At 71.9% G+C, this 22,518-nt stretch carries 24 protein-coding genes; 10 read left to right on the top strand and 14 right to left on the bottom strand.

What is annotated here, in order from left to right; genetic code table 11:
• Positions 1-55 precede the first annotated feature (55 nt).
• The 6 genes from ACFVT5_RS17325 to ACFVT5_RS17300 form a co-directional block, all read right to left on the bottom strand.
• Positions 56-808 (bottom strand): anti-sigma factor domain-containing protein, encoded by a 753-nt coding sequence (locus ACFVT5_RS17325; RefSeq protein WP_389887662.1) that lies wholly within the window; start codon positions 806-808, stop codon positions 56-58.
• On the bottom strand, positions 805-1,329 hold the full coding sequence (gene sigK / locus ACFVT5_RS17320) for an ECF RNA polymerase sigma factor SigK (RefSeq protein WP_389888188.1): 525 nt from the start codon (positions 1,327-1,329) through the stop codon (positions 805-807). The genes ACFVT5_RS17325 and sigK overlap by 4 nt, the downstream gene beginning before the upstream one ends.
• 175 nt (positions 1,330-1,504) lie before the next feature.
• A complete protein-coding gene (locus ACFVT5_RS17315; RefSeq protein ID WP_389887660.1) occupies positions 1,505-2,101 on the bottom strand; it encodes a hypothetical protein in 597 nt (198 codons plus the stop codon).
• Positions 2,098-3,000 (bottom strand): DUF6286 domain-containing Asp23/Gls24 family envelope stress response protein, encoded by a 903-nt coding sequence (locus ACFVT5_RS17310; RefSeq protein WP_389887657.1) that lies wholly within the window; start codon positions 2,998-3,000, stop codon positions 2,098-2,100. The genes ACFVT5_RS17315 and ACFVT5_RS17310 overlap by 4 nt, the downstream gene beginning before the upstream one ends.
• The gene (locus tag ACFVT5_RS17305) at positions 3,000-3,182 is read right to left on the bottom strand and encodes a hypothetical protein (protein WP_389887654.1); all 183 of its coding nucleotides are present in this window, start codon (positions 3,180-3,182) and stop codon (positions 3,000-3,002) included. The genes ACFVT5_RS17310 and ACFVT5_RS17305 overlap by 1 nt, the downstream gene beginning before the upstream one ends.
• A gap of 81 nt (positions 3,183-3,263) precedes the next feature.
• On the bottom strand, positions 3,264-3,767 hold the full coding sequence (locus tag ACFVT5_RS17300) for an Asp23/Gls24 family envelope stress response protein (RefSeq protein WP_389887650.1): 504 nt from the start codon (positions 3,765-3,767) through the stop codon (positions 3,264-3,266).
• 177 nt (positions 3,768-3,944) lie between these two features.
• Here ACFVT5_RS17300 and ACFVT5_RS17295 point away from each other — a divergent pair, with 177 nt between their 5' ends.
• The 3 genes from ACFVT5_RS17295 (at position 3,945) to ACFVT5_RS17285 (ending at position 5,611) form a co-directional block, all read left to right on the top strand.
• Complete coding sequence (locus ACFVT5_RS17295) at positions 3,945-4,550, top strand: RNA polymerase sigma factor (protein ID WP_389887647.1); 606 nt, start codon at positions 3,945-3,947, stop codon at positions 4,548-4,550.
• Positions 4,541-5,173 carry a hypothetical protein gene (locus ACFVT5_RS17290; RefSeq protein WP_389887644.1) on the top strand — a complete coding sequence of 211 codons (633 nt, stop codon included), beginning with the start codon at positions 4,541-4,543 and terminating at the stop codon, positions 5,171-5,173. The genes ACFVT5_RS17295 and ACFVT5_RS17290 overlap by 10 nt, the downstream gene beginning before the upstream one ends.
• Positions 5,174-5,254: 81 nt before the next feature.
• Positions 5,255-5,611 carry an Asp23/Gls24 family envelope stress response protein gene (locus ACFVT5_RS17285; RefSeq protein ID WP_389887641.1) on the top strand — a complete coding sequence of 119 codons (357 nt, stop codon included), beginning with the start codon at positions 5,255-5,257 and terminating at the stop codon, positions 5,609-5,611.
• A gap of 24 nt (positions 5,612-5,635) precedes the next feature.
• On the opposite strand, the gene ACFVT5_RS17280 is transcribed toward ACFVT5_RS17285, so the two are convergent.
• The gene (locus ACFVT5_RS17280; protein ID WP_389887638.1) at positions 5,636-6,064 is read right to left on the bottom strand and encodes an ATP-binding protein; all 429 of its coding nucleotides are present in this window, start codon (positions 6,062-6,064) and stop codon (positions 5,636-5,638) included.
• 216 nt (positions 6,065-6,280) lie between these two features.
• Here ACFVT5_RS17280 and ACFVT5_RS17275 point away from each other — a divergent pair, with 216 nt between their 5' ends.
• Positions 6,281-8,308 (top strand): ATP-binding protein, encoded by a 2,028-nt coding sequence (locus ACFVT5_RS17275; protein ID WP_389887635.1) that lies wholly within the window; start codon positions 6,281-6,283, stop codon positions 8,306-8,308.
• 42 nt (positions 8,309-8,350) lie between these two features.
• Here ACFVT5_RS17275 and ACFVT5_RS17270 read toward each other — a convergent pair whose 3' ends face one another.
• Positions 8,351-9,025, bottom strand: coding sequence for an SRPBCC family protein (locus ACFVT5_RS17270; RefSeq protein WP_389887632.1), 675 nt, complete (start codon positions 9,023-9,025; stop codon positions 8,351-8,353).
• A complete protein-coding gene (locus tag ACFVT5_RS17265) occupies positions 9,022-9,393 on the bottom strand; it encodes an ArsR/SmtB family transcription factor (RefSeq protein WP_389887629.1) in 372 nt (123 codons plus the stop codon). Before ACFVT5_RS17265 ends, ACFVT5_RS17270 begins: the two co-directional genes overlap by 4 nt.
• A 285-nt stretch (positions 9,394-9,678) precedes the next feature.
• Here ACFVT5_RS17265 and ACFVT5_RS17260 point away from each other — a divergent pair, with 285 nt between their 5' ends.
• The 3 genes from ACFVT5_RS17260 (at position 9,679) to ACFVT5_RS17250 (ending at position 14,946) form a co-directional block, all read left to right on the top strand.
• Entirely contained in the window at positions 9,679-10,320 is a 642-nt protein-coding gene (locus ACFVT5_RS17260; RefSeq protein ID WP_389887626.1) for a chaplin, read from the top strand.
• A 353-nt stretch (positions 10,321-10,673) separates the two neighbouring features.
• On the top strand, positions 10,674-13,118 hold the full coding sequence (locus ACFVT5_RS17255) for a PQQ-dependent sugar dehydrogenase (RefSeq protein WP_389887623.1): 2,445 nt from the start codon (positions 10,674-10,676) through the stop codon (positions 13,116-13,118).
• Position 13,119: 1 nt separating this feature from the next.
• Complete coding sequence (locus tag ACFVT5_RS17250; RefSeq protein ID WP_389887620.1) at positions 13,120-14,946, top strand: ThuA domain-containing protein; 1,827 nt, start codon at positions 13,120-13,122, stop codon at positions 14,944-14,946.
• A gap of 57 nt (positions 14,947-15,003) precedes the next feature.
• Here the strand turns inward: ACFVT5_RS17250 and ACFVT5_RS17245 are convergent, their stop codons facing one another.
• On the bottom strand, positions 15,004-16,101 hold the full coding sequence (locus tag ACFVT5_RS17245; protein WP_389887617.1) for an acyltransferase family protein: 1,098 nt from the start codon (positions 16,099-16,101) through the stop codon (positions 15,004-15,006).
• A 251-nt stretch (positions 16,102-16,352) separates the two neighbouring features.
• Between ACFVT5_RS17245 and ACFVT5_RS17240 the strand changes: the two genes are divergently transcribed.
• Both ACFVT5_RS17240 and ACFVT5_RS17235 read left to right on the top strand, forming a co-directional pair.
• Positions 16,353-17,381 (top strand): 6-phosphofructokinase, encoded by a 1,029-nt coding sequence (locus tag ACFVT5_RS17240; protein ID WP_389887614.1) that lies wholly within the window; start codon positions 16,353-16,355, stop codon positions 17,379-17,381.
• Between the two features lie 36 nt (positions 17,382-17,417).
• Positions 17,418-17,660: a DUF1876 domain-containing protein gene (locus ACFVT5_RS17235; RefSeq protein WP_389887611.1), complete on the top strand. Its 243-nt coding sequence runs from the start codon at positions 17,418-17,420 to the stop codon at positions 17,658-17,660.
• Positions 17,661-17,679: 19 nt separating this feature from the next.
• Here ACFVT5_RS17235 and ACFVT5_RS17230 read toward each other — a convergent pair whose 3' ends face one another.
• The 3 genes from ACFVT5_RS17230 to ACFVT5_RS17220 form a co-directional block, all read right to left on the bottom strand.
• Positions 17,680-19,245: a DHA2 family efflux MFS transporter permease subunit gene (locus tag ACFVT5_RS17230; protein ID WP_389887609.1), complete on the bottom strand. Its 1,566-nt coding sequence runs from the start codon at positions 19,243-19,245 to the stop codon at positions 17,680-17,682.
• A gap of 1 nt (position 19,246) precedes the next feature.
• Complete coding sequence (locus ACFVT5_RS17225; protein WP_389887606.1) at positions 19,247-19,555, bottom strand: GNAT family N-acetyltransferase; 309 nt, start codon at positions 19,553-19,555, stop codon at positions 19,247-19,249.
• 181 nt (positions 19,556-19,736) lie between these two features.
• Positions 19,737-20,501: a 2OG-Fe(II) oxygenase gene (locus ACFVT5_RS17220; protein WP_389887603.1), complete on the bottom strand. Its 765-nt coding sequence runs from the start codon at positions 20,499-20,501 to the stop codon at positions 19,737-19,739.
• Between the two features lie 188 nt (positions 20,502-20,689).
• Here ACFVT5_RS17220 and ACFVT5_RS17215 point away from each other — a divergent pair, with 188 nt between their 5' ends.
• A complete protein-coding gene (locus ACFVT5_RS17215) occupies positions 20,690-21,034 on the top strand; it encodes a DUF6401 family natural product biosynthesis protein (protein ID WP_389887600.1) in 345 nt (114 codons plus the stop codon).
• A 90-nt stretch (positions 21,035-21,124) separates the two neighbouring features.
• On the opposite strand, the gene ACFVT5_RS17210 is transcribed toward ACFVT5_RS17215, so the two are convergent.
• Positions 21,125-22,312, bottom strand: coding sequence for a D-alanyl-D-alanine carboxypeptidase family protein (locus tag ACFVT5_RS17210; RefSeq protein WP_389887597.1), 1,188 nt, complete (start codon positions 22,310-22,312; stop codon positions 21,125-21,127).
• Between the last annotated feature and the right edge of the window lie 206 nt (positions 22,313-22,518).

Genomic DNA, 22,518 nt, shown 5'->3' with positions numbered 1-22,518 from the left:
CGAACCCACCGACGCCCCGCGAACCCATCAAAGTCCCGCGAAGCTGTCCGGGCCCTCACCCCGCCGGGAACTCCAGCAGTGTCAGCGGCTTCGTCGTCGGGTGTGGGGAACCTCCGGTCGGCTCGATCGTCACGCCCATTCCGGATGCTCCGCCCACCGTGCCGTCCATCAGGACCGTGTTCGTGGTGCGTGTCGGATCCAGTAGCCCGGCGGGTCGCATCGTGCCGTCCTTGTCGGCGAACCAGAGCTGATACACCTTCCCGCTCGGCGGCGCGGACATCCCCGCTGTGACGAATACGGCCCTGTCGCGCTGCCGTGAGACGACGACCGTGGCGTTCGCGTGCGTGCCCAGCGGGCCGGACCGGGTGCGGGCGTCCGGAGCCGCCAGGACCTCGGCGAGGTCGGCGGCGCGCCGCTGCTCGGCCCGTACCTCCTGACGTGCCTGCTCGGCCTGCCGCTGCTGCCAGACGGCGACCCCGCCGAGCGCGGCGGCCACCAGACACGCGGCCAGCGCGAAACGGGACATTGGGCGGCTCCGGTGCCCAGAGGCGCCCCGGACGCCCCGGCCGGAGCGCGGCGGCTCCTGCCGGACGGCGGCGACCCGCCGCAGGACGTGGTCCCGCATCGCGGGCGGCGGTGTCACCGACACGGCAAGTCCGAGGCGCGCCGTCGTCGCGGTCAGCTCGTCCACCTCCCGCGCACAGGCAGCACACGCCCCCAAGTGCCGCTCGAACGACTCGCGTTCGTCGCCGGGCAGGGCGTTCAGCGCGTAGGCGCCGGTCAGGGTGTGCGGGTCGATGTCGCTCACGCGCCCACCCCGAGACAGTCCCGCAGCCGTATCAGCCCGTCCCGCAGCCGCGTCTTGACGGTGCCCAGCGGTACCGCCAGCAACTCCGCGACCTGACGGTACGTCAGCCCCTGGTAGTACGCCAACGTCACCGACTGGCGCTGGAGTTCGGTCAGGCCGCGCAGACAGCGCCGTACCTGCTCGCGCTCCAGCCGGGCCTCGACCTGCTCGGCGACCTGGTCGTACGCGGGTGTCCGGGCCAGAAGTGCCGCCCTGCGCTCGCGATCACCGGCCGCCTGCGCCGAACGGACCCGGTCCACCGCGCGCCGGTGGGCGAGTGTCAGCACCCAGGTCATCGCACTGCCGCGCGACGGGCGGTACCGGGCCGCCGTCCGCCACAGCTCGACCAGCACCTCCTGGGTGACCTCCTCGGACTGGGCGGGATCCCGCAGAACGGTACGGACCAGACCGAGGACCGGTCCGCAGACCGCGTCGTACACCTGCGTGAAGGCCGCCTGGTCGCCGCGGGCCACCCGCAGCATCAGCTCTTGCAGATCCGGTCTCGATGTGTCGGGCGCGCCGATGCGCGCGGCTTCGTTCACGCGGGTGATCCTCCAGGACGTTCGCCGGCCACGAAAGGTGTCACGAGAGGTGTTCGTGGCTGCTGTGGTCCCGGATTGGTCGGCCGCGCCGGTGAGTTGCCCGACGGACCGACCGTCACTCCACGCGGCCCGCCCGGTGCCGGGGATGACGGAACCGCACCACGGTGTCCACCCGGCACGCGCCGGTCGCCGTCCGGGCCCGCTCGACGGGTCCCGCGACGAGGGCACGCAGGACACCGGCCGGCTCCGCGCGGGGCTCCAGGTCCACGGTGAGCGTCACCCGGGGCCGCGCCCCGGTGTCGTCGATACGGGCCCGGCTGCCGGACACCTCCGCGAGCCGGTCGGCATCGGCCTCCACGGCACGGGCCAGCGCCCGGGTACGGAGCCGGACGCCCGGTTTCGGCAGAACCAGGTGCCGTGGCCGCCGGGTCCGGGTCTGTCCGAGGAACCACCAGGCGAGCGCCAGGAACAGCACCGCCGACGCGGCGAACACGACGGGCACCCACCAGCCGTATCCCTGTGCCCGCGACAGCGCGTCACGGTCCACCAGCCGTGCGCCCGCGTCGGGCGCGGGCCACCAGCCGGGCAGCCCGAATCCCACGTCACCCCGCTCGACCAGGGATGTCACGGCGACCCAGCCGCCGCCCACGGCCAACCCCGCGCCGAGCAGTCCGAGCAGCACCCGGTTCACCGCGCCACGCGACGGCCTCATCCGATCCACGCCCGAGCGTCCGGCTCCGGCACCACGCGCACCCGTACCCGAGGTGGTCGCACCAGGCCGCAACCGCGCAGTACCTCATCGACCGCCCGGTCGACGGCGTCGCGTACGGACGGCAGGTCGCCGAACGCGGCCGTGGCCCGCAGCCGTACCTTCCGGCGGCTCATCCGCAGCCGGACCGCCGACACACCGGGCACCGCGAGGACCGCGTCCCGCAGCAGCAGACCGAGGGCCGCGCGGTCCAGGGTCGCCGCGGTGCCGGGTCCGGGCACCGTCAGCGGCAGCCGGCGCCGGGCGCCCGGGGTGAGCGCCAGCGCGACCAGCCACAGGCCGAGGACCGCGATCGCCGCTCCCACACCCCACACCCAGGGATCGACCAGCCGCACCGCCGAGATCCGGTCAAGGGTGCCGACCCGCCAGGCGGCGGCGGAGCGGCCCGTACGGACGAACGCGAAGTCGGTGAGGAACGCCCCGCAGACCGCCGCCGCCGACAGCGCGACCAGCCCCGCGGACAGCCGCCGGTCCGACCAGGGCCGACGCGCCCGAGCGGACTCGTCGGCCGGGGGAGTGACCGGGGCGGCCGGGGCAGGGGTGACCGGTTCCGGCGCGGCGAGCCGGGTGATCGTGACCCGGGTGCCGGGCACGTCCAGACCCGTCAACTCCGCCGTCCGGTCCGTGACATGACGCCGGACCCGGTCGCCCGCGCCCGGCAGATCGGCCGCATATCCCAGCCCCACGTCCAGATCGAGGCGCGCCGAACGGCCCCGCCGGGTCACCTCGGCCCGGGGCCTGTCGCCGACCGGCACATCGGCCTCGGTCGCGGCCCGTTCGGCGATGCGGCGCACCGCCCGGTCCCCGACCGTCGTGGCACCGCGGTCCGCCGCCGCGCCCATCAGCGCCGCCCGCCGCGCGAGGCGAGGAAGTCACGCGGGTCCACGTCACGGTCCAGCAAATGGCCCACCGCGAAGCCGACCGCGCCCAGGGCGGCCACCAGCAGGAACGCGCCGAAGCCGCCGAACCAGCCGGCGAACGCCAGGGCCATCCCCACCAGGAGACCCAGCACTGCTCTGTTCATCGTCGACCTCTTGTCATCGTCAACTTCTCGGAGGGGGATTACGCGCTCTCGGACTGCGATGACGCGCTCTCGAAGCGGGGCTCAAGCGACCCGGGATTCGGACGGTGACTCGTCCTCCTCACCGGGCAGGTGAACGTCGTTGAAGGCGATGTTGACCTCGACGACCTCCAGGCCCGTGATCCGCTCGACGGAGTCGATGACGTTCTCACGCACGTCCCGCGCGACCTCCTTGAGAGGCACGCCGTACTCCACGACGACGTCGATGTCGATCGCCGCCTGGCGCTCGCCGACCTCGACCTTGACGCCCCGGCCGACACCGGCCCCGCCGCCCGGCACCCGCTCGCGGACCGCGCCGAAGGTGCGGGAGATGCTGCCGCCCATGTCGTGCACGCCGGGAATCTCCCGTGCGGCCATGCCGGCCACCTTCACGACGACGATGTCCGCGATCGACGTCCTGCCGCGCGTGGCGGCCGGCTCCTCGTGTCCGCTCTTTCCGCCACGGAGCGTGGTCGAGTGCTCCGCGCGCGCGGCGTTCCTCCCGCTCGCGCCGGGTGCCTTGGCGTTGGAAACTTCGTGAGTGGTCATACCGGTCACTCCTCGGTCTTCCTGGGGTTGTCCGTGTGCTTGGACACGGGTGGCGGCGCATGTGTCACGCGGATCGGGGAGAGATCTTCCGTGACGACGCGCGCCGCCCGGTGTCCTATGCGGACGGAGGGGCGCGCACACGGCCGCGTACCGCGCCCAGCACGGAGGAGCGAGCGATTGCCCGGGAACGGCACCGACGGCACCGAACCGTCCAGACACGCGTTCGACGCGCCCCGCGCGGCCGAGCCGGACGACAGTGTCCTGGCCGTCCGCGCGCGGGAGGGCGACGAGGACGCGTTCGAGGCCCTGGTGCGCCGGCACGGCTCGCTGCTGCTGAATCTGGCGACCCGGGTGCTCGGTGACCGCGTGGAGGCCGAGGACGCCGTGCAGGACGCCTTCGTCAGCGCCTGGCGCCGGCTGCCCGAGTACCGGGGCGATGCCGCGTTCCGCACCTGGATGTACCGGATCGTCACCAACCGCTGTCTCAATGTGCTGCGCGCCCGCCGCCCCGCCGCCCGGCTCGACGCCGTCCCCGAACCGGCCGCGCCCGAGTACGAGGGCTCACCGGCGCGTGTCGCCGAGTCGCACGAGGCGATGCGGGACCTGGCCGTCGCACTCGGCGACCTCTCACCGGAACAGCGGGCCTGCTGGGTGCTGCGCGAGCTGCACAGCCAGTCGTACGAGGAGATCGCGGAAGCGGTCGGGATCAGTCAGCAGGCCGTCCGCGGCCGGATCTTCCGGGCCAGGCGCCGACTGACGGAGGCGATGGGAGCATGGCGTTGAACGCGAACCCGGGGCCGCCCGACGGTGTGCCCGACGACGAGATCCTGGCCTGCGGACGGTCCCTGGAGTCGATCTGGGCGGTCCACGAGACGCCCGAGGCCGACCGGGACCCGCATCTGCGGGACTGCCCCTACTGCTCCGCCGCGCTCCGGGAACTGACCGAGCTCGACCTCCTGGTCGCGCACGCGCGTACCGCCGACGAAACAGCGGCCGGCGACGGCGAGGGACCGGACACCGACCGGTTCACGGCCCGCGTCATGGACATCGTCCGGCTCGAACTGCGGCCGGGCCGCACGCTGCCGCTCGGTGACCACGAGGAGGACCTCTGGATCGTCGAGGCCGCGGCGGCGAAGACGTTCCGCGCGGCGGCCGACGCGCTGCCCGGGGTCCGGGCGGGCAGTTGCCAGGTCCTTCCGGCGACACCGGGCGCCGACCGGGCACGCGGCCCGGTGCGGGTGCGCCTGGAGGTGCTGGCGTCCCTGCGCTGGAACCTTCAGGAGGTCGCCGACGCTGTACGGGACCGGGTCACCGACGCGGCGCACCGGAGGCTCGGCATGGAGGTGCGGAGCGTGGACGTGACGGTGGTCGACCTTCTGGACGACGACGACGACGCCCGCCGATGACGACAACGACAACGACGGCGCCGGATACGACGGATGGGGCGACGACGCGTACGTCCGCGACGACGACCAAGGGGGCGGACGATGAACGCGGGGACCAGACGTCACACGGTCGAGGAGGCCGTGGCCGACGCCGCACGCGAGGTGCCCGGCGTGGCCTATCTGCGGCCGGGGCTGAGCGGTCTCCTCGGCGGTACGACGGCCCGGATCGCACGGGCCACGGGCCGCCCCGAACCGGTCGCCGGGGTCCGTGCCACGCCCACGGAGGACCGGACCGGCTGGCACGTCGACGTCAAGCTGACGACCCTGCCGGGGCATCGCGTGGTCGACGTGACCCGTGCCGTACGGGACGCGGCAGGGGCGGCGGCGCGGGACGCCCTGTCCGGTGATGACGGGCGGGTGACGGTCACGGTACGGGTGACGGTGACGGGGTCGCTCTGACCGGTGGCACTCGCGGGAGACGGTTCAGTTCAGCGAGAGCACCGCTCGTACCGTCTTGCCGCCGTGGCCGTCGCCGACCACGCTCCACCGGCGGGACAGCGCGTGCACCAGGGCGATGCCCCGGCCGGACTCGGCGGTCGCCGACGGCGGGTTCAGTACCGGCCGGTCCGGGCTGTCGTCGCGCACCTCCACCGTGAACTCGTCGGCGTCGACGCGCAGGCTCAGCCGGCAGTGACTGCTGCCGACCCGGGTCGCGTTGGCCACCAGCTCCGACACCACGAGCTGGGCGTCCCGCACCCGCTCGGACACGTCGGCCGCGTCCGGCGCGCCGGACGGGCCCTCGCCGAGGAACGCCTTGGTGAGCCGCCGGGCCCGGCCCGCCGAAGCGGAGCCGTGCGGAAGGACTAACTCGACGCGTGACGTGCGCCGGCCGCCGCGCGGATGCGCGCGCATGATCACCACTCCTCTCGTCCGGGACGTCGGAAACCCTTACGCCGGGCCCTGCCGGGTACCCCGCCCATCCCGTAACAGGCCCCATGCCCGCTGTGCCTGATCGCCAAGCAGACCGCTGGTCACAAGCCGGTCAACACGTGTCGCCACGTGACCGAATCAGGCTGCTTTCCCGCACGGGCGGTGCGCGGGCTCCGTGTGCTGGTCCACACTGTCCCCGTGGTGGCGAGCACTCCGCAGGAGTCGACGAGCTTCGTCGGACGTACGTCCGAACTGACCCGACTGGCAGCCGCGTTCGGCACACACCGGATGGTGACGCTGACCGGGACGGGCGGTGTCGGCAAGACCCGTCTCGCGCGGCACGCCATCGCGACGGGTGTCTTCCCGCACGCCGACTCCGTCGCTTGGGTCGATCTGTCGCCGCTCCAGGACGACCGGTTGCTCGCGGCAACGGTGTCCGACGCGACGGGTCTCGCCGACCACACGCCCCGGATGCCCGCCGACGCGCTGTGCGCCTGGCTCGCCGACAAGAAGCTCCTGCTGGTCCTCGACTCGTGCGAGCACCTGGTCGACGCCTGCCGTGATCTCGCCGGTGACCTGCTGACGGTCTGCCCGGGGCTGACGGTCCTCGCGACCAGTCGGCAGCCGGTGGGCGTACCGGGGGAGCTGCGGTTCGACGTCGAGCCGCTGCCGTGCGACGACGACGCGTTCACCCTGTTCATGGACCGTGCCGCCACCGCGGTGCCGGGGGTGTCCTTCGCGGACCCGGAGAGCGCGCGGGCCGCCGCGAGCATCTGCCGGCGCCTCGACGGCATTCCCCTCGCCATCGAACTGGCCGGTGCGCAACTCCGCGAGGGCACCCTCGAAGACGTCGCCGAGCGGCTGCGCACCGGTGGCTTCGGCCTCGCGGGTCTCACCACCGCAGAACCGATCCGGCCGCTGCGCCACCAGACCCTCCGTACCGCCATCGGCTGGAGCCACGAACTGTGCGCCCCGCTCGAACGGCTGCTGTGGGCCCGCCTGTCGGTGCTGCGCGGCACCTTCGACGAGGCGTCCGCGCGGGCGGTCTGCGCGGGCGGCCCGTTACCGGACGAGGCGGTGGCACCCGCACTGGACGGCCTCGCCGCCAAATCGGTGCTCTCCCGGTCCGGCAACGCCTTCCGCATGCTCGACACGGTCCGTGAGTACGGGCACATGTGGCTGACCGAACTGGGTGAGGAGATGGCCGCCGCCGAACGGCACGCGCGCGCGTTCCGGAATCTGGTCAAGGGCGCCGACGACGGCTGGCTCGGACCCGCCCAGGCCGACGGGTACCGCAGTCTCGCCGCCGCCCACCCCGATGTGTGCGCCGCGCTGGACCACCTCATCGCGACGGATCCGCAGAGCGCCGCCGACATGGCGGCCCGGGTCGGATTCTTCTGGGCCTGCACCGGTCACCTGCACGAGGCCCGCGGCTACCTGGAGCGGGTGCTCGCCGGCTACACCACGTCCGGCGCCATCCGCACCCGGACCCTGTGGGCGCTCGGCGTCACCGTCCTGCTCCAGGGCGAGCACGAGGCGGCGGCGGCCCTGGGGGAGCGGTGCGCCAGGGAAGCGGAACGGGACGGTGATCTGGAGGGGGTCCGCTCGGCCGCGTATCTCGGGGGCATCACCCACCTCCTGGAGGGGCGCCCGCTCGCCGCGGGCGCCGTCGCCGACCAGATGCTCGCCGCCGCCCCCGCCGACCCCTTCGCCTCACCGTCACTTCTGCGCTGCCATCTGGTACGGGTCTTCGCGCTGACCGGCGCCGGACAGCTCGACCTGGCGGCGGCCGAGGCGGACGCGCTGCGGCAGGGCTGTGTCGACCGCGACGAGTACTGGACCCGCTCGTACACGGACTACCAGCTCTCGCTGATCGCCCTGTTCCAGGACCGGCCGCTGCATGCCGCGGCGCACGCCAGGTCCATGCTCGACGGCAAGCGCCGGATCGGCGACAGCTTCGGTATCGCGCTCGGCCTGGACCTGCTGGCCGCCGCGGTCGCCGCCGGGGGGGACGGCGAGGCCGCGGCCCTCGTCTCGGGCACGGGCCTCGCCTACTGGCGAGCCGTCGGCCACGCCCAGCGCGGCACACCGGAACTCGTCCCGATCCGCGCGGAGTGCGAGCGCACGGCCCGCGCGGCGGTGGGCGACGCGGCCTATGAGCGGGCGTTCCGGCAGGGCGTCGAGGAGGACGCGGAACTGGTCCTGGCCCGCGCCATGAAGGACTGACCGGCCCCGGACCGCGCGCCCAGGGGACCGGGACCGGGATGGTCAGGCTCCCGGTGTCTCCGATGTCTCCGGTGCCGCGCTGCCCGGCGCCGGCGGTGCGTAGAAGTCCGTCGTCGCCCGTACGGCCGTCGCGACCGTCTCCGGTGCGGCCCCGGACGCCTCGTACGCGACGCCCCATTCCTCGCTGCTGCGGCCCATGTACTCGCGGGCCTCGTCCGACACCTGCCATGCCTCGGGGTCCTTCACGGACTCGCCGGTGAGCAGATACATGCCGAGGCCGAGGAGTGCCAGGTCCCAGCCGACGCCGACCGCGCCGGGGCCGAAGGTGTCCCAGAACTCGGGCGGCGTCACGGCCACATGCTCCAGTTCGAAGACGGTGCGCTCGTCGCCCTCGGGCGTCAGCCGCACCTCGACCTCGCTGAAGCCGGGGTTCTCGCCGAACAGCCAGCTCACCCGGAGCAGCCGTGGCCGTTCGCAGTGCAGCACCTCGCCGCCGGCGTTGCCCTCCAACTGGTAGTGGCCGCCCAGCTTCAGATCGCCGCTCACCGGCAGGAACCAGCGGGCGATCCGCTCGGGGTCCGTGCAGGCGTCCCAGACGTCGTCGGCGTTCGCGTCGTAGGTCCGCCGCAGCAGGACCGTACGGGCCTCTCCCTCGGGCACCGCGCGGGTGCCGACCTTGCGGTGGACGTCATTGATCCGGTCGACGATGTCGCTCATGTCGGTTCTTCCTTGTCGTTCTCGTCGTTCCTCGGGAGGGATGCGCGGCGCTCGCGCTTACCGCGCGCCAGTTCGGTGCCGAGTGCGTCGAGGCGCTGTTCCCAGAAGCCCCGGAACCGCTCCAGCCATTGGTCGACCTCCGCCAGGGGAGCGGCCTCGACGGCGTACAGCCGCCGGGTGCCCTCGGCCCGCACGGAGGTGAAACCGGACTCGCGCAGCACCCGCAGATGCTGCGACACGGCCGGCTGCGAGATCCCGAACTCGGCCCGGATCGTCTCGCTGACCGCGCCCGATGTCCGCTCGCCGTCGGCGAGCAGCTCCAATATCCGGCGTCGCACCGGATCCCCCAGTACATCGAATGCGTGCACGTCTCCGACTGTGCCAGCCACCACTTATATAAGTCAAGACTTAAGTTATGGGAGGTGTCGACTGAGCTGCCGGACCCCCGATGGGGTGCGGCCGATGGGGCCCGACGGTCAGTTCGATAAACAGGCCACTCGATGGGGTGAAAGACCGATAAGCCATAACTCGGATGGTTCTTTCGCGTTTCACCCGGTGCGGGCGAGTGCCCGCGACGATGTCTGGAAGGCAGGGAACCTATGAAACGGGTTACCCGAAATGGATTGATCGCCGTAGCCGTTGCCGGAGGTGCCGTGGTCGGTGCCGCACCGGCCCACGCCGACTCCGCCGCCGGCGGTGGCTCGGCGGGCTCTCCGGGTCTGATCTCCGGCAACACGATCCAGCTCCCGGTGCACATCCCGGTGAACGTGTGCGGGAACACGGTCGACGCGGCCGGTGTCCTCAACCCCGCGGCCGGCAACTCCTGCGCGAACCGTTCGCACGGGAGCGGGCAGGCCAAGGGCGGCAAGGGACATGGCGCACCTCAGGGCGGTCACGGCGGCCGTACCGAGGGGAGCGGCGGGGCGAACGGCGGCGGGGCCACCGCTCTCGGCGGAGGAAAGGACTCACCCGGGCTGCTGTCCGGCAACGCGCTGCAACTCCCCGTGGATCTCCCGGTGAACATCACCGGCAACTCGGTGAGTGTCGTCGGCATCGGCAACGCGGCCGTCGGCAACGAGTCGTCGAACACCTCCGGGCACAAGCCGCCCCGTGAGCGCCCGAAGCCCGAGCCGCGTCCGGTACGTCATGAGCCGCACCAGCCGGCGCCCCGGCACGTCCCGACGCTCGGCCCGACCACCGCGCTCGCGCACACCGGCGCCGACCCCCTGACCCTCGCGGTCCCGGCCGGTCTCGCCCTGCTCGCCGGAACGGTTCTCTACCGCCGCTTCCGCTGAGCGCTCCGCGGGAAGACCGGTGTGAAGGCTGCCGGCTGCCGGTGGCTGGTCGCGCAGTTCCCCGCGCCCCTTGCGGGGCGCTGTGCCGTACGGAACTTCCGGTCCCGCAGGGCCCCGTCGCATCCCCCGGATGTGGCGGGGCCCTGCGGCGTTGTGAGCGCTCTCCGGAGAGTTTTGACACGGCCTTGACAAATAGATGCGGCGTTGCCAGCATGCAAAAGACTTGAGCCGCTCACGCAAGATTTCAAGCATCACGTGCAAGTAGCAAGCATGAGCACGAGCACGAACAGAGTGCAAGCGCGGCCGGCGCGCGCCTCACCTGACACCCCCACGTACGTCAGGAAGGAAGCCTCATGTCCACACGCCCGCACATCGGGTGGAGACTGCTCACGGCGTGCGCCGTCCTGGTGGCCGCGGCCTTCGCCGCGCACCCGGCGTCCGCCGCCCCCGATGCCGCAGCTCCCGCCGCGATACCTCCCGGCGACTACCAGCAGGTCCAACTCGCCCTCGGCGCAGCTGAGTTGGGTGAGGCCATGTCCCTGGCCGTACTGCCCGACCGGTCCGTCCTGCACACCGCGCGCGACGGCACGGTCCGCCTCACCGACGCGGCGGGCAGCACCAAGACCGCCGGGAAGCTCGACGTCTACACACACGACGAGGAAGGGCTCCAAGGCGTGGCCGTCGACCCGGCCTTCGCCTCGAACCGGTATGTGTACCTGTACTACTCGCCCCGGCTGAGCACCCCGGCCGGTGACGCCCCGACCAGCGGATCGGCCGCCGACTTCGAGCCGTTCAAGGGGCATCTGAACCTCTCGCGATTCGTCCTGCGCAGTGACGGGACCCTCGATCCCGCGAGCGAGAAGGTCGTTCTTGAAGTGCCCAACGACCGTGGCCAGTGCTGCCATGTCGGCGGGGACATCGACTTCGACAGCGCGGGCAATCTGCTGCTGACGACCGGCGACGACACCAACCCGTTCGAGTCGCAGGGCTACTCGCCGCTCGACGAACGCGCCAACCGCAACCCGCAGTTCGACGCCCAGCGCACGTCCGGCAACACCAACGACCTGCGCGGCAAACTGCTGCGCATCAAGCCGACCGCCGCCGGCGGCTACACCGTCCCGGCCGGCAACCTGTTCGCGCCCGGCACCGCGAAGACCCGTCCCGAGATCTACGCGATGGGCTTCCGCAACCCGTTCCGGATGTCCGTCGACCGTGCGACCGACACCGTCTACCTCGGTGACTACGGGCCCGACGCGGGCAGCACGGCGGCCGACCGGGGCCCGAGCGGACAGGTCGAGTTCGACCGCATCACCTCGGCGGGCAACTACGGTTGGCCCTACTGCACCGGTACGAACACCTCCACCGAGACCTACAACGAGTACACGTTCCCCAGCGGTCCGTCCGGCGCCAAGTACGACTGCGCGGGCGGCCCCACCAACAACTCGCCGCACAACACCGGCCTGACGAAGCTCCCGCCGGCCAAGTCGAGTTGGATCCGCTACGCGGGCGACGCCGGGTCACCGCCGGAGTTCGGCAGCGGCTCCGAGTCCCCGATGGGCGGCCCGGTCTACCGCTACGACGCCGGGCTCAACTCGTCCGTCAAGTTCCCGCAGTCCCTGGACGGCCGCTTCTTCGCCGGTGAGTACGGCCGCAAGTGGATCAAGGCCATCGAGGTCAAGGGCGACGGCTCACCGGGCGTCATCGAGAGCTTCCCATGGACCGGCACCCAGGTCATGGACATGGCCTTCGGACCGGACGGCGCCCTCTACGTCCTGGACTACGGCACCGGCAGCGGCAACCAGGCCCTCTACCGGATCGAGTACCTCGCGGGCAGCAACCGCAACCCCGTGGCGAAGGCCGCCGCCGACCGTACATCGGGGGCGACACCGCTCACCGTCGCCTTCTCGTCGGCGGGCAGTTCCGACCCTGAGGGCGGCGCCCTGCGCTACTCCTGGAACTTCGGCGACGGCTCCACCTCGACCCAGGCGAACCCCTCGCACACCTACACCACGAGCGGCACCTTCCGGCCGACGCTCACCGTGACCGACCCGGAAGGGCTCACCGGTACCGCCAGCCTCGTCGTCACGGCGGGCAACACGGCGCCCACCGTCACCCTGCAACAGCCCCAGAACGGCGCGCTGTTCGCGTTCGGTGACACCGTCCGCTTCACCGTGCAGGTCAGCGACCCGGAGGACGGGACCGTCGACTGCGCCAAGGTCAAGGTGACCTACGCGCTCGGCCACGACAGCCACACCCACCAGATCACCTCCAAGAACGGCTGCACCGGCACCCTCACCATCCCCAGCGACGGTGAACACGACAGCGCGGCCAATCTGTACGGCGTGTTCGACGCCGAGTACACCGACAACGGCGGTCTGACCTCGCACAGCCTCCGTACGCTGCAACCGCGGCACCGGCAGGCCGAACACTTCGCCCGGCAGTCCGGTATCCAACTCGCGGGCCATGGAGCGGCCGAGGGCGGCAACACCGTCGGCTTCACCGACAACGGCGACTGGATCGCCTTCGAGCCCTACGCCCTCCAGAACGCCCGCTCGATGACCGCGCGGATCGCGTCCGGTGGCGCCGGCGGCACCCTGGAGGTCCGTACCGGCTCACCGACCGGCACCCTGCTCGGCACCCTCACCGTGCCCGTGACCGGCGGCTGGGAGAACTACCAGAACGTCACCGGCACCCTCACCGGAGCCCCCTCGGGGACGACCTCGCTGTACCTCGTCTTCAAGGGCCCATCGGGCCAGGGCAACCTCTTCGACCTCGACTCCTTCACGATCGGGTCCTGACATGAGCCGACTCCCCGTCCCACGCCGAATCTCCTTACGGCGCCGACCTTCCTTGTGGCGCCGCCCCTCCGTACTGCGCCGACTGACCACCGCCGTGGCCGCCGCCACGGCCCTGACCCTCGCCGCCCTGCTCGGCGCGCCCGGCGCGCAGGCACGCAGCGGCGAGGACCCGTTCCAGATCCTGGTCTTCTCGAAGACCGCGGGATTCCGCCACGACGCCATCCCGGCCGGCATCAAGGCCCTCACCGAACTGGGCGCGGCCAACAGCTTCACCGTCAAGGCGACCGAGGACGCCTCCGTCTTCTCGGCGGCCGGACTCGCCCCGTACAAGGCCGTCGTCTTCCTCTCCACCACCGGTGACGTCCTCAACACCACGCAGCAGAACGCCTTCCAGACCTGGATCGACTCCGGCGGCGGCTATCTCGGCGTGCACGCCGCCGCCGACACCGAGTACGACTGGCCGTACTACGGACAGCTCGCCGGCGCCTGGTTCAAGAGCCATCCCGCGATCCAGCGGGCCACCGTCGTCACCGAGGACCGCACCCATCCGGCGACGGCCCACCTCGGCCCGACCTGGACCCGCACCGACGAGTGGTACAACTACCGCACCAACCCCCGTCCCGGTGTGCACGTCCTCCAGAGCCTGGACGAATCCACCTACAGCGGTGGCGAGATGGGCGGCGACCACCCCATCACCTGGTGCCACCCGCAGGGCCAGGGGCGGGCCTTCTACACGGGCCTCGGCCACACCGCCGAGTCGTACACCGACGGTGCCTTCCGCTCGCTGCTGCTCGGCGCGGTCCGCTGGACGGCGGGCACGGTGACGGCCAACTGCGGCCCGACCACCACCCCCGCGGACACCTCGTCGAACGTGCACCTCTTCTACTACCCGTGGTACGGCACACCCCAGACCGCCGGTTCCTGGCGGCACTGGCAGCAGGGCGGGCACACCCCGCCCACCGACATCGGCGCCGACCTCTACCCGGCGCTCGGCCCCTACGACTCCGGTGACTACGGCGGAGCGGTCGCCCAGCACATGCGTTGGATCCGCCAGTCCGGCGCGGGCGTCCTCGTCTACAGCTGGTGGGGACAGGGCAGCTACGAGGACGGGCTCGCCCAGGGCGTACTCGACGCGGCGGCCCGCGAAGGGGTGAAGGTCGCCTGGCACATCGAGCCGTACGCCGGCCGCACCGCCGCGTCGGTCGCCGCCGACATCGCCTATCTCGACCGGCGCTACGGCACCCATCCCGCCTACTACCGTTCGGCCGAGCACGGCGGCAAACCGGCGTTCTACGTCTTCGAGAGTCTGCGCATCACGGACTGGTCGGCGCTCGACGCGGTCACGGGCGACCACATCGTCCTCGCCCAGACCACCGACACCTCCAAGATCGCCCACTTCTCGGGGATGTACACCTACGACGGCATCGCGGGTGCCACCGCACCCGGCTGGAAACAGGCCGGGGACTACGCCCGCGCGAACGGCCTCATCTGGGCGCCGTCGGTGGCCCCCGGCTACATCGACGACCGGGCGGTCCCCGGCAACACGACCCCGACCCTGGGCCGTGCGGACGGCGCCACCTACGACAAGGAGTGGTCCAACGCCCTCGACCCGGCCATCGGCGGCTCACCGACCTGGGTGTCCGTCACCTCGTTCAACGAGTGGCACGAGGGCAGTTCCATAGAACCGGCGGACGACACCCCACCGACCGGCCACGCCTACCAGACGTACAACGGCGCCTACGGCCGCACCGGCCCGGCGGCGGAAACCGCGTACCTCGACCGGACGGCGTACTGGACAGCGCGTTTCGAGCAGTCGCGGCTGAAGTGAACTGAAACCGGCGGCCGGTGTCACGCGAAAGCGGACACCGGCCGCCGGGCGGGCTTTTCAACCCGTCCGGCGTTTGAGGACAAGCCCGAAGGGCGATGGCTGGGGTCCGGGGCGAAGCCCCGCGGCGGTTCCCGACCCACCACGGAACGCCCACCGCATTCTCGGCTCGACCACCCCCCGAAAAACCTTCCGCACCGGCGACATACAGAGCAGCGTGATCATCGCGACCGCCGCGGCCGTGACGGCGACCTCGCCGAGCGGGGTGTGCAGCCACGGATGCTCGTACCAGCCCCAGAAGCGCGACGACTTGATCACGAAGCCGTGCAGCAGATACGCGTAGAGCGTGCCGGCGCCCAGGGATGTGCACCACATCCGCCGCCCCGGCACCCAGGCCAGGAAGCACGCCGAGAGCAGCAGGGCCAGCGCGAACAGGGCGGGCGTGGTGACCAGACCCGCCCAGCGCGATACCCCGAGCCCATCGACGCTGCCCCGGCGGTACAGCCACCCCGCGTCGAACCCCGGCGCCACCGCGTACGCCGTCACCAGAGCGGCCCCGATCACCGGCAGCGCCGCCCACCGCACCGGCCAGGTACGCAGCCGGGCGAAGTGCGCGGGCCGCAGGGTGAGTCCGGCGACGAAGAACGGCAGGAATCCCAGGACGCGTTGGAGCGCGAGATCACCGCCCAGATCGGGGGAGACCGAGGCGAGTACCGCGAGCGCCAGCGCGACCGGCAGCGGATGGCGCAGCGCCAGCCACAGCGGGGTGCTGATCCGCCAGATGAACAGCGCCACCAGGAACCACATCAGATACCAGGGGTCCAGCAGGCTGAAGGGATACCCCGGATCGTGCCGCGCGACGCGGTAGAAGAGCGTGTACGCGACCTCGAAGACGAGGTAGGGCACGACGACCCCGGTGACCAGCCGCCGCAGCCGCCCCGGCGCCATGTCGAAACTCCGGGAGAAATAGCCGGAGATGAGCGCGAAGGCCGGCATGTGGAAGGCGTACACGAAGAGATACAGCGCGGTCACCGTGCGGCTGCCGTAGGTCAGCGGCTCCCAGGCGTGGCCGCAGGCCACCAGCACGACGGTGAGGTACTTGGCGTTGTCGAAATAGGGGTCGCGTCCGGCGCCTTGGGCGGCGCGTGACTGTCGCATGGGGGTCCTGTGCCGGTCGACTGCGGTGTGTCTGCCCGCCTGCCCGGCACGGCGGATCCCATGACACCGGAACGCGCCATCGCACCGTCGCCGGGGCACGGCGAAGCCCACCGTCCACCCTGACGTGCGGACCGCTCCCGCCGCCGGATGCCACGCGGGCGGGCCGGGTGATGGTGCGATCCTTCCTGTATGGGGTCAAGCTGGGATATGGATCACATAACCGTGCGGGACGGGCCGAGGGAGAAGGAATCATGCGGGTGGGCGTACTCACCGGCGGTGGAGACTGCCCGGGACTCAACGCGGTGATCCGCAGCGTCGTACGTAAGGGCGTGCAGGAGTACGGCTGGTCGTTCGTCGGCCTGGTGGACGGGTGGAACGGCGCCGTCCATGACGTGACCGTGCCCCTGGACGTCGCCGCGGTGCGTGGCATCCTGCCGCTCGGCGGCACCATCCTCGGGTCGTCGCGCACCAACCCGCTGAAGTCCGCCGACGGCATCGACCGCATCAAGGAGACCGTCGGCGCCCATGAGCTGGACGCCCTGGTGGTCATCGGCGGTGAGGACACCCTCGGTGTGGCGAGCAAGCTCACCGACGCGGGCGTCCGCCTCGTCGGGGTACCCAAGACCATCGACAACGACGTCGCCGGCACCGACTACACCTTCGGTTTCGACACCGCCGTGAACATCGCGACCGAGGCCATCGACCGCCTGCACACCACGGCCGAGTCGCACAAGCGGACCCTCGTCGTGGAGGTCATGGGACGGCACTCCGGATGGATCGCGCTGCACGCGGGCGTGGCCGGGGGCGCGAACGCCATCCTCATCCCCGAGCTGGAGTTCGACCTCGACGAGGTGTGCGGCTGGGTCGAGAAGCGGTTCGAGATCAACTACGCGCCGATCATCGTGGTGGCCGAAGGCGCGGTCCCCAAGGCCGGTCAGATGGTCCTCAAGGACGACGCGCGTGACGAGTTCGGGCATGTCCGGCTCTCCGGCATCGCCGACTGGCTGGCCCACCGGATCGAGGACATCACCCGCAAGGAGGCCCGTACGACGGTACTCGGCCATGTCCAGCGCGGCGGCACCCCGACCGCCTACGACCGGTGGCTCGCCACCCGGTTCGGACTGCACGCCGTGGACGCGGTGCGGGACGGCGCGTTCGGCACGATGGTCGCCCTGCGCGGCACCGACATCGTCCGCGTCCCGCTGGCGGACGCCGTCCAGGGCATCAAGCGGGTGCCGACCGAGCTGTACTCGGAATTCGGCATCTTCTTCGGCACCTGACCCGCTGCGCGCGGGTGGCTCCTGAGGAGGCTCGTCATGGCGCGCACACTGAAATGGAACGTCTCCCTCTCGCTCGTCGAGGAGGACGGTACGACGAAGGCACGGATGGTCCTGGACACCGGGACCGCACAGCTCACCGGAACGGGAACCGCCCGGTGCAACCCCGAGGACCTCGACATCCCGGCGATCGGTGACGAACTCGCCGCGAGCCGCGCCATGCAGCAAGTGGCACGACAACTCCTCGGTGCCGCCGAGAAGGACCTGGCGGCGCTCGGCTAGGCGGTGCCCTTCCGGTCGGTCAGGCGGTGCCCTTGCGGTCGTCGCCCTGGCCGGGGAGTTCCCTGCCCCCGGGCTCCAGCGGAGGGCAGGTCGCCGCCATGTTCGAGCGGCACAGGGGTTTCGGGGCCTTCGCCAGGCGGGGGCCCACCGCCGCAGGGCGGATGAGGAGTGCCGCCGTCACGGAGGCCAGTGCGAACAGCGCGGAGCAGCCGATCACGGCGCGGTGGAACGACGCGTTGACGGCGCTCGGTACGGTGTACGCGGTCCCGGACAGGCCGACCGCCAGGGGCAGCGCGGCGACCACCAGGAACTGGCCGATCCGTGCCGCTGTGTTGTTGACGCCGCTCGCCAGGCCCGCGTGCACCGGCGCGACCGACGCCAGGACCGTCGCCGTCAGCGGCGCCACGAACAGGCTCATGCCCAGACCCAGCACGACCACGGCGGGCAGCACGTCCGGGACATAGCCCGAGCCGGGGTGCACCCGCAGCATCAGCAGCGTCCCGACCCCGGCGATCAGCGGCCCCGCCACCAGCGGCAGCGTCGGGCCAACGCGGCGGGCGAGGTCCCCGGCCCGCGCGGACAGCAGCAGCATCAGCACGGTGATCGGCAGCGTCGCCGTCCCCGCCTGGAGCGCGTCGTACCCGAGGGCCGTCTGGAGTTGCACCGGGAGCAGGAACAGCACGCCGCCGATGCCCGCGTACAGGCACAGCGTCATCGCGTTCGTGGCGCTGAACAGGCGTGAGTGGAACAGCGACAGCGGCAGCATCGGGTCGGTCCTGCGGCGTTCCACCATCAGGAACGCGATCCCGGCCAGCACGCCGCACACCGCGGGCACCGCGACCGCGGCGGGCGAGGTGTGGCCGGACGCGCCGATCAGGGCATAGCTCACCCCGGCCAGGAAGAGCGCGCCCAGGCACGCGCCCAGCACGTCGAAGGGCTTGCCCGCGGCCTCGGTGTCACGGCTCTCCGGCACATGCCGCAGCGCGATCAGGATCACCACGGCGGCGATCGGCACATTGATCAGGAAGATCCACCGCCAGCCGGGCCCGTCGATCAGCCAGCCCCCCAGGAACGGCCCCAGCGCCCCGGCCACACCCGTGAGGCCCGACCAGGCGCCCACCGCCCGGGACTGGTCGTCGGGGTGGAAGGTGGAGCGCACCAGCGCGAGCGAGCCCGGTGTGAGCAGGGCGCCGCCCACTCCCTGGAGGGCGCGGGCGGCGATCAGGGTGGCGTCGTTCGGCGCGATCCCGCACAGCGCCGACGCCACCGCGAACCACGCGACCCCGAGCACCAGGGTCCGCTTGCGGCCCAGCCGGTCACCGAGCGCGCCGCCCAGCAGGAGCAGCGCCGACAGGGTCAGCATGTAGGCGTTGACCACCCACTGGAGCGCCGACAGGGACGCGTGCAGATCGCGGCCCATCCGCGGCAGCGCGACATTGACGACCGTGCCGTCCAGCATCGCTATGCCGGAGGCGAGCACCACACACCCCAGGACCCAGCGTCCGCGCGCCGACGACAGACGCACCCCCGCGTCCGCGCCGGACCCCTGACCCTCGCCCCCCTTTTCGGGTCGGCCGTCGCTCACGTCAGTCGCTCACTCGGCTCCGCTTCGAGTACAGCAGGTCCTGGTACTCCGGATGCCGCGCGATCCACGCCGTGTAGAACGGACACACCGCGAGGACCTGCGTCCCGGCCGCCCGCGCCGCGTCCAGCGATGTCCGCACCAGCGCGCCACCGACTCCCTGGCCCTCGAACGCGGGATCCACCTCGGTGTGTACGAAGGCGATCAGCTCCGCCGTCCGGATGTACTGCGCGAACCCCGCCAAGGTGTCGCCGAACCGGGCCTCGTAACGGTTCGCGTCCGGTGCGTCGATGACCTCGGGCGGCGCGCTCATACGGCGGTTCCTTCCTTCCGGCACAAGGGGGTTGCATTCCCCCGGTTGACTGACACCAGAGTGGCCCGCGGGACGGTGGAACGCGAGCCCACCGCACAAGGTACGCCCGATCGGTCAGTTGCCGCAGAGGGCGTCGGCCGGCGTCCGGTCCGCGTTCGCCCGGGGGCATCGAGGAGGGTGTTCACGTCGCGTCGTGGAACACCAGCCCCAGCGTGTGCCGGAGACCCGAGCGCACGGTGCTCACCCCGTGCCGCATCGGCCCCGCCGACCAACCGCGCGCCGAACGTACCGGCCGGTCCCGGGTGGTGAACACCAGACCGTGCCCCTGACGCAGCGTCATGGCATGGCCCCGGGTCTGTGCGCGGGCGCGCTGCTCGGTCATCAGGAACTCGCCGCCGGTGTAGTCCTCGCCGGGCACATCGAGCCCGATGACGACCTGGAGCGGGAAGACGAGGTCCCCGTACAGGTCCCGGTGCAGGGCGTTCCAGTCGCCGGGCCCGTACCGCAGGAGGATCGGTGTCGGCCTGGTCTGCCCCGCCTCGTGGCACCGGGCGAGCCACGCGTCGAGGGTGTCCGGCCAGGGCGCGGGGCGGCCCAGGCGCGCCGCCCAGTCCCGGGCGATCGGTAGCAGCAGCGGGTACAGCGCGGTCCGCAGCGTGCTCACGGCCTCGGGCAGCGGATGGTCGAAGTACCGGTACTGCCCGGAGCCGAACCGGTACCGCGCCATGTCGATCGTGGAGCGGAACCGCGTCACGTCGTCGTAGAGACCCGCGATCTCCCGGCATACGGCGGGCGACAGCAGCCGGGGCGTGAACGCGCTGCCCTCGCCGTCGAGCCCGGCGGCGAGGGCGGCCGGGTCGACGGCGGCGACCCGGTCCCGCGCGGATACGGACGTGATCTCGGAGGTCGGCGGGGTGGTGTCGGGCGGGGTGGTGCGGACAGTCATCGGATGCTCCCTGGGGATGGTTCTCCGTCCATCGTGCGCGGGCCCGGGAGCCGTCCGCTGGCGGGAATCGGACCTCGCCCTGGGGAGCGCGCGGGGGCGTGCGGATGTGACCCGAATCACCTGGGCTACGGGTATTCCGGCTGCTCGGAGGGGTCGGCGTGGTCGTCGGCCGAGGCTAAAGTCGACATATGTACGAGTCGCCCGACGAGTCCGTGGGCCGCCCGCTGGCCCGGGTGGTCGACCGGTTCATGCCCCGCCTCTCGGAATTCGCCTTCGAGCCCGGCCTGGTGGCGGCCGTCGACCAGCACGCGGCGGCGGTGCGTGACGCGCTCGTCCCCGCCCAGCGCCGCGCAGAGCGGGACCCCGGCCGGATCCCGTCACCGCGCCGCGAGGACCTGGAGGACTACGCCATCGGTTTCACCGACGTCCTCGCCGAGAACGCGTGGGACGAACCCGTCGGCTACGACTTCGCCGCCCTGCGCCTCACGGCCATCTGCTGGCTCGTACGGGAACACGATCTGCTGGGTCCCTGAGCCGCCCGGACGGCACGGTCGGGCGGGAACCCCGGACTGTCGGCCGGAGGCTCGCGGACCGGCCGTCAGTCTTCCCCCCTAATCCTCCCCCTACTCCTCCCTCCCGGCCTGCCGCCGCCTGCGCCGCGCGCGCAGGACGAGCAGCCCGGTCAGGACGAACGCCGACCCGGCGGCGCCGGCCAGCGCGACCGGTGACGCGGACAGCACCGAGTCCTCGTCCGACTGCCCCACCGCGACGGCCATCGGTTCCGGTGGCGCGGCCGGACGTGGCTCGGCGGGTGGCGGAACCAGTGACCCGATCGGCCGTACATGACCCACCGCGGCGAAGCCCCAGTTCAGCAGCGAACGGGCCTCCTCGTACACCGCGTGCCCGTCCCCGTCCTGCGGGTTCATCACGGATACGAGGATGGTCCGCCCGTCGCGCTCGGCCGCCGCGATGAGCGTGTTGCCGGCGTTGGTGGTGTAACCGTTCTTCACCCCGATGAGACCGCGGTACGGGACGACGCCATCCTCACCGGTGAGGAGCCGGTTCGTGTTCTGGATGGGGTACGTGTAGCCGTCGCCCGGGAAGTCCGCCAGTTCCGTGGCGCAGTAACGGGCGAACTCCGGGTCGGTCAGCCCGGCCCGCCCGAACACCGCCAGGTCGTAGGCCGACGACACCTGCTCGTCCGCGTCGTACCCGTCCGGTGAGACCACATGGGTGTCGCGGGCGCCCAGCGACACCGCCTTGGCCTGCATCTGACGGACCGTGTCTTCCACCCCGCCGTTCATCGCGGCGAGTACGCGCACGGCGTCGTTGCCCGAGCTGAGGAACACCCCGCGCCACAGGTCCGCCACGCGGTAGGTGTGTCCGGCCGACACACCCACCATGCTGCTTCCGTCGCCGACTCCGGACAGCTCGTCCTCGCTCACGGTGTGCCGACTGGTGGCGCGCAGATGCGGCAGGGTCGTGACGGCGAAGAGGGTCTTGAGAGTGCTCGCGGGCGGCAGTTTCCGGTGCGCGTCGCGCGCCGCGAGCACCTCACCCGAACCGGCGTCCGCGACGACCCAGGACAGCGCCGACACGTCCGACGGCGGAGCCGGAGTACCCGGCGAACCGGGATTGCTCCGGACCCCCGGCTCTTCGAGTGCCGTCCCGGCGGGCGCGGGCCGGGGCCTGGGCGGCTCGGGCTCCGTGGGCCGGGCGACCGCGACGGGCCCGGACACCAACATCAGCGCACCGATCGCGAGGGCCACATTGCGGGCGGAGCCGGGGCGCGAAACATATCTGATGGCCATTCAATCACCGTAGAAACGGACCGCGCGACGCGCAGATCGGCTTGATCCGGGTGGGGGTATGGGGCCCTGGTCGGGGTGGGTTTCGGGTGCCGGAGGTTCGTTGCCGGCGCCCGGTCGCCCGGGGTGCGGGAGCGCCTTGGCCGGGGGTGCCTTGGCCGGGGGGTGCCGTAGACGCACGCTTATGTTCCTGAGCGAGGTGGCTATGG

This window comes from Streptomyces sp. NPDC058001, assembly GCF_042886315.1.
In the GTDB taxonomy this organism is placed as follows: domain Bacteria; phylum Actinomycetota; class Actinomycetes; order Streptomycetales; family Streptomycetaceae; genus Streptomyces.
This window is presented reverse-complemented; position numbering and strand designations above follow the sequence as displayed.

Excerpts from the sequence above, each read along its gene's own strand:
- sigK (WP_389888188.1), bottom strand. The coding sequence starts at position 1,329 with ATGCTGCGGGTGGCCCGCGGCGACCAGGCGGCCTTCACGCAGGTGTAC.
- ACFVT5_RS17315 (WP_389887660.1), bottom strand. The coding sequence starts at position 2,101 with ATGAGGCCGTCGCGTGGCGCGGTGAACCGGGTGCTGCTCGGACTGCTC.
- ACFVT5_RS17310 (WP_389887657.1), bottom strand. The coding sequence starts at position 3,000 with ATGGGCGCGGCGGCGGACCGCGGTGCCACGACGGTCGGGGACCGGGCG.
- ACFVT5_RS17305 (WP_389887654.1), bottom strand. The coding sequence starts at position 3,182 with ATGAACAGAGCAGTGCTGGGTCTCCTGGTGGGGATGGCCCTGGCGTTC.
- ACFVT5_RS17300 (WP_389887650.1), bottom strand. The coding sequence starts at position 3,767 with ATGACCACTCACGAAGTTTCCAACGCCAAGGCACCCGGCGCGAGCGGG.
- ACFVT5_RS17290 (WP_389887644.1), top strand. The coding sequence starts at position 4,541 with ATGGCGTTGAACGCGAACCCGGGGCCGCCCGACGGTGTGCCCGACGAC.
- ACFVT5_RS17285 (WP_389887641.1), top strand. The coding sequence starts at position 5,255 with ATGAACGCGGGGACCAGACGTCACACGGTCGAGGAGGCCGTGGCCGAC.
- ACFVT5_RS17280 (WP_389887638.1), bottom strand. The coding sequence starts at position 6,064 with ATGCGCGCGCATCCGCGCGGCGGCCGGCGCACGTCACGCGTCGAGTTA.
- ACFVT5_RS17270 (WP_389887632.1), bottom strand. The coding sequence starts at position 9,025 with ATGAGCGACATCGTCGACCGGATCAATGACGTCCACCGCAAGGTCGGC.
- ACFVT5_RS17255 (WP_389887623.1), top strand. The coding sequence starts at position 10,674 with ATGTCCACACGCCCGCACATCGGGTGGAGACTGCTCACGGCGTGCGCC.
- ACFVT5_RS17250 (WP_389887620.1), top strand. The coding sequence starts at position 13,120 with ATGAGCCGACTCCCCGTCCCACGCCGAATCTCCTTACGGCGCCGACCT.
- ACFVT5_RS17245 (WP_389887617.1), bottom strand. The coding sequence starts at position 16,101 with ATGCGACAGTCACGCGCCGCCCAAGGCGCCGGACGCGACCCCTATTTC.
- ACFVT5_RS17240 (WP_389887614.1), top strand. The coding sequence starts at position 16,353 with ATGCGGGTGGGCGTACTCACCGGCGGTGGAGACTGCCCGGGACTCAAC.
- ACFVT5_RS17235 (WP_389887611.1), top strand. The coding sequence starts at position 17,418 with ATGGCGCGCACACTGAAATGGAACGTCTCCCTCTCGCTCGTCGAGGAG.
- ACFVT5_RS17225 (WP_389887606.1), bottom strand. The coding sequence starts at position 19,555 with ATGAGCGCGCCGCCCGAGGTCATCGACGCACCGGACGCGAACCGTTAC.
- ACFVT5_RS17220 (WP_389887603.1), bottom strand. The coding sequence starts at position 20,501 with ATGACTGTCCGCACCACCCCGCCCGACACCACCCCGCCGACCTCCGAG.
- ACFVT5_RS17215 (WP_389887600.1), top strand. The coding sequence starts at position 20,690 with ATGTACGAGTCGCCCGACGAGTCCGTGGGCCGCCCGCTGGCCCGGGTG.
- ACFVT5_RS17210 (WP_389887597.1), bottom strand. The coding sequence starts at position 22,312 with ATGGCCATCAGATATGTTTCGCGCCCCGGCTCCGCCCGCAATGTGGCC.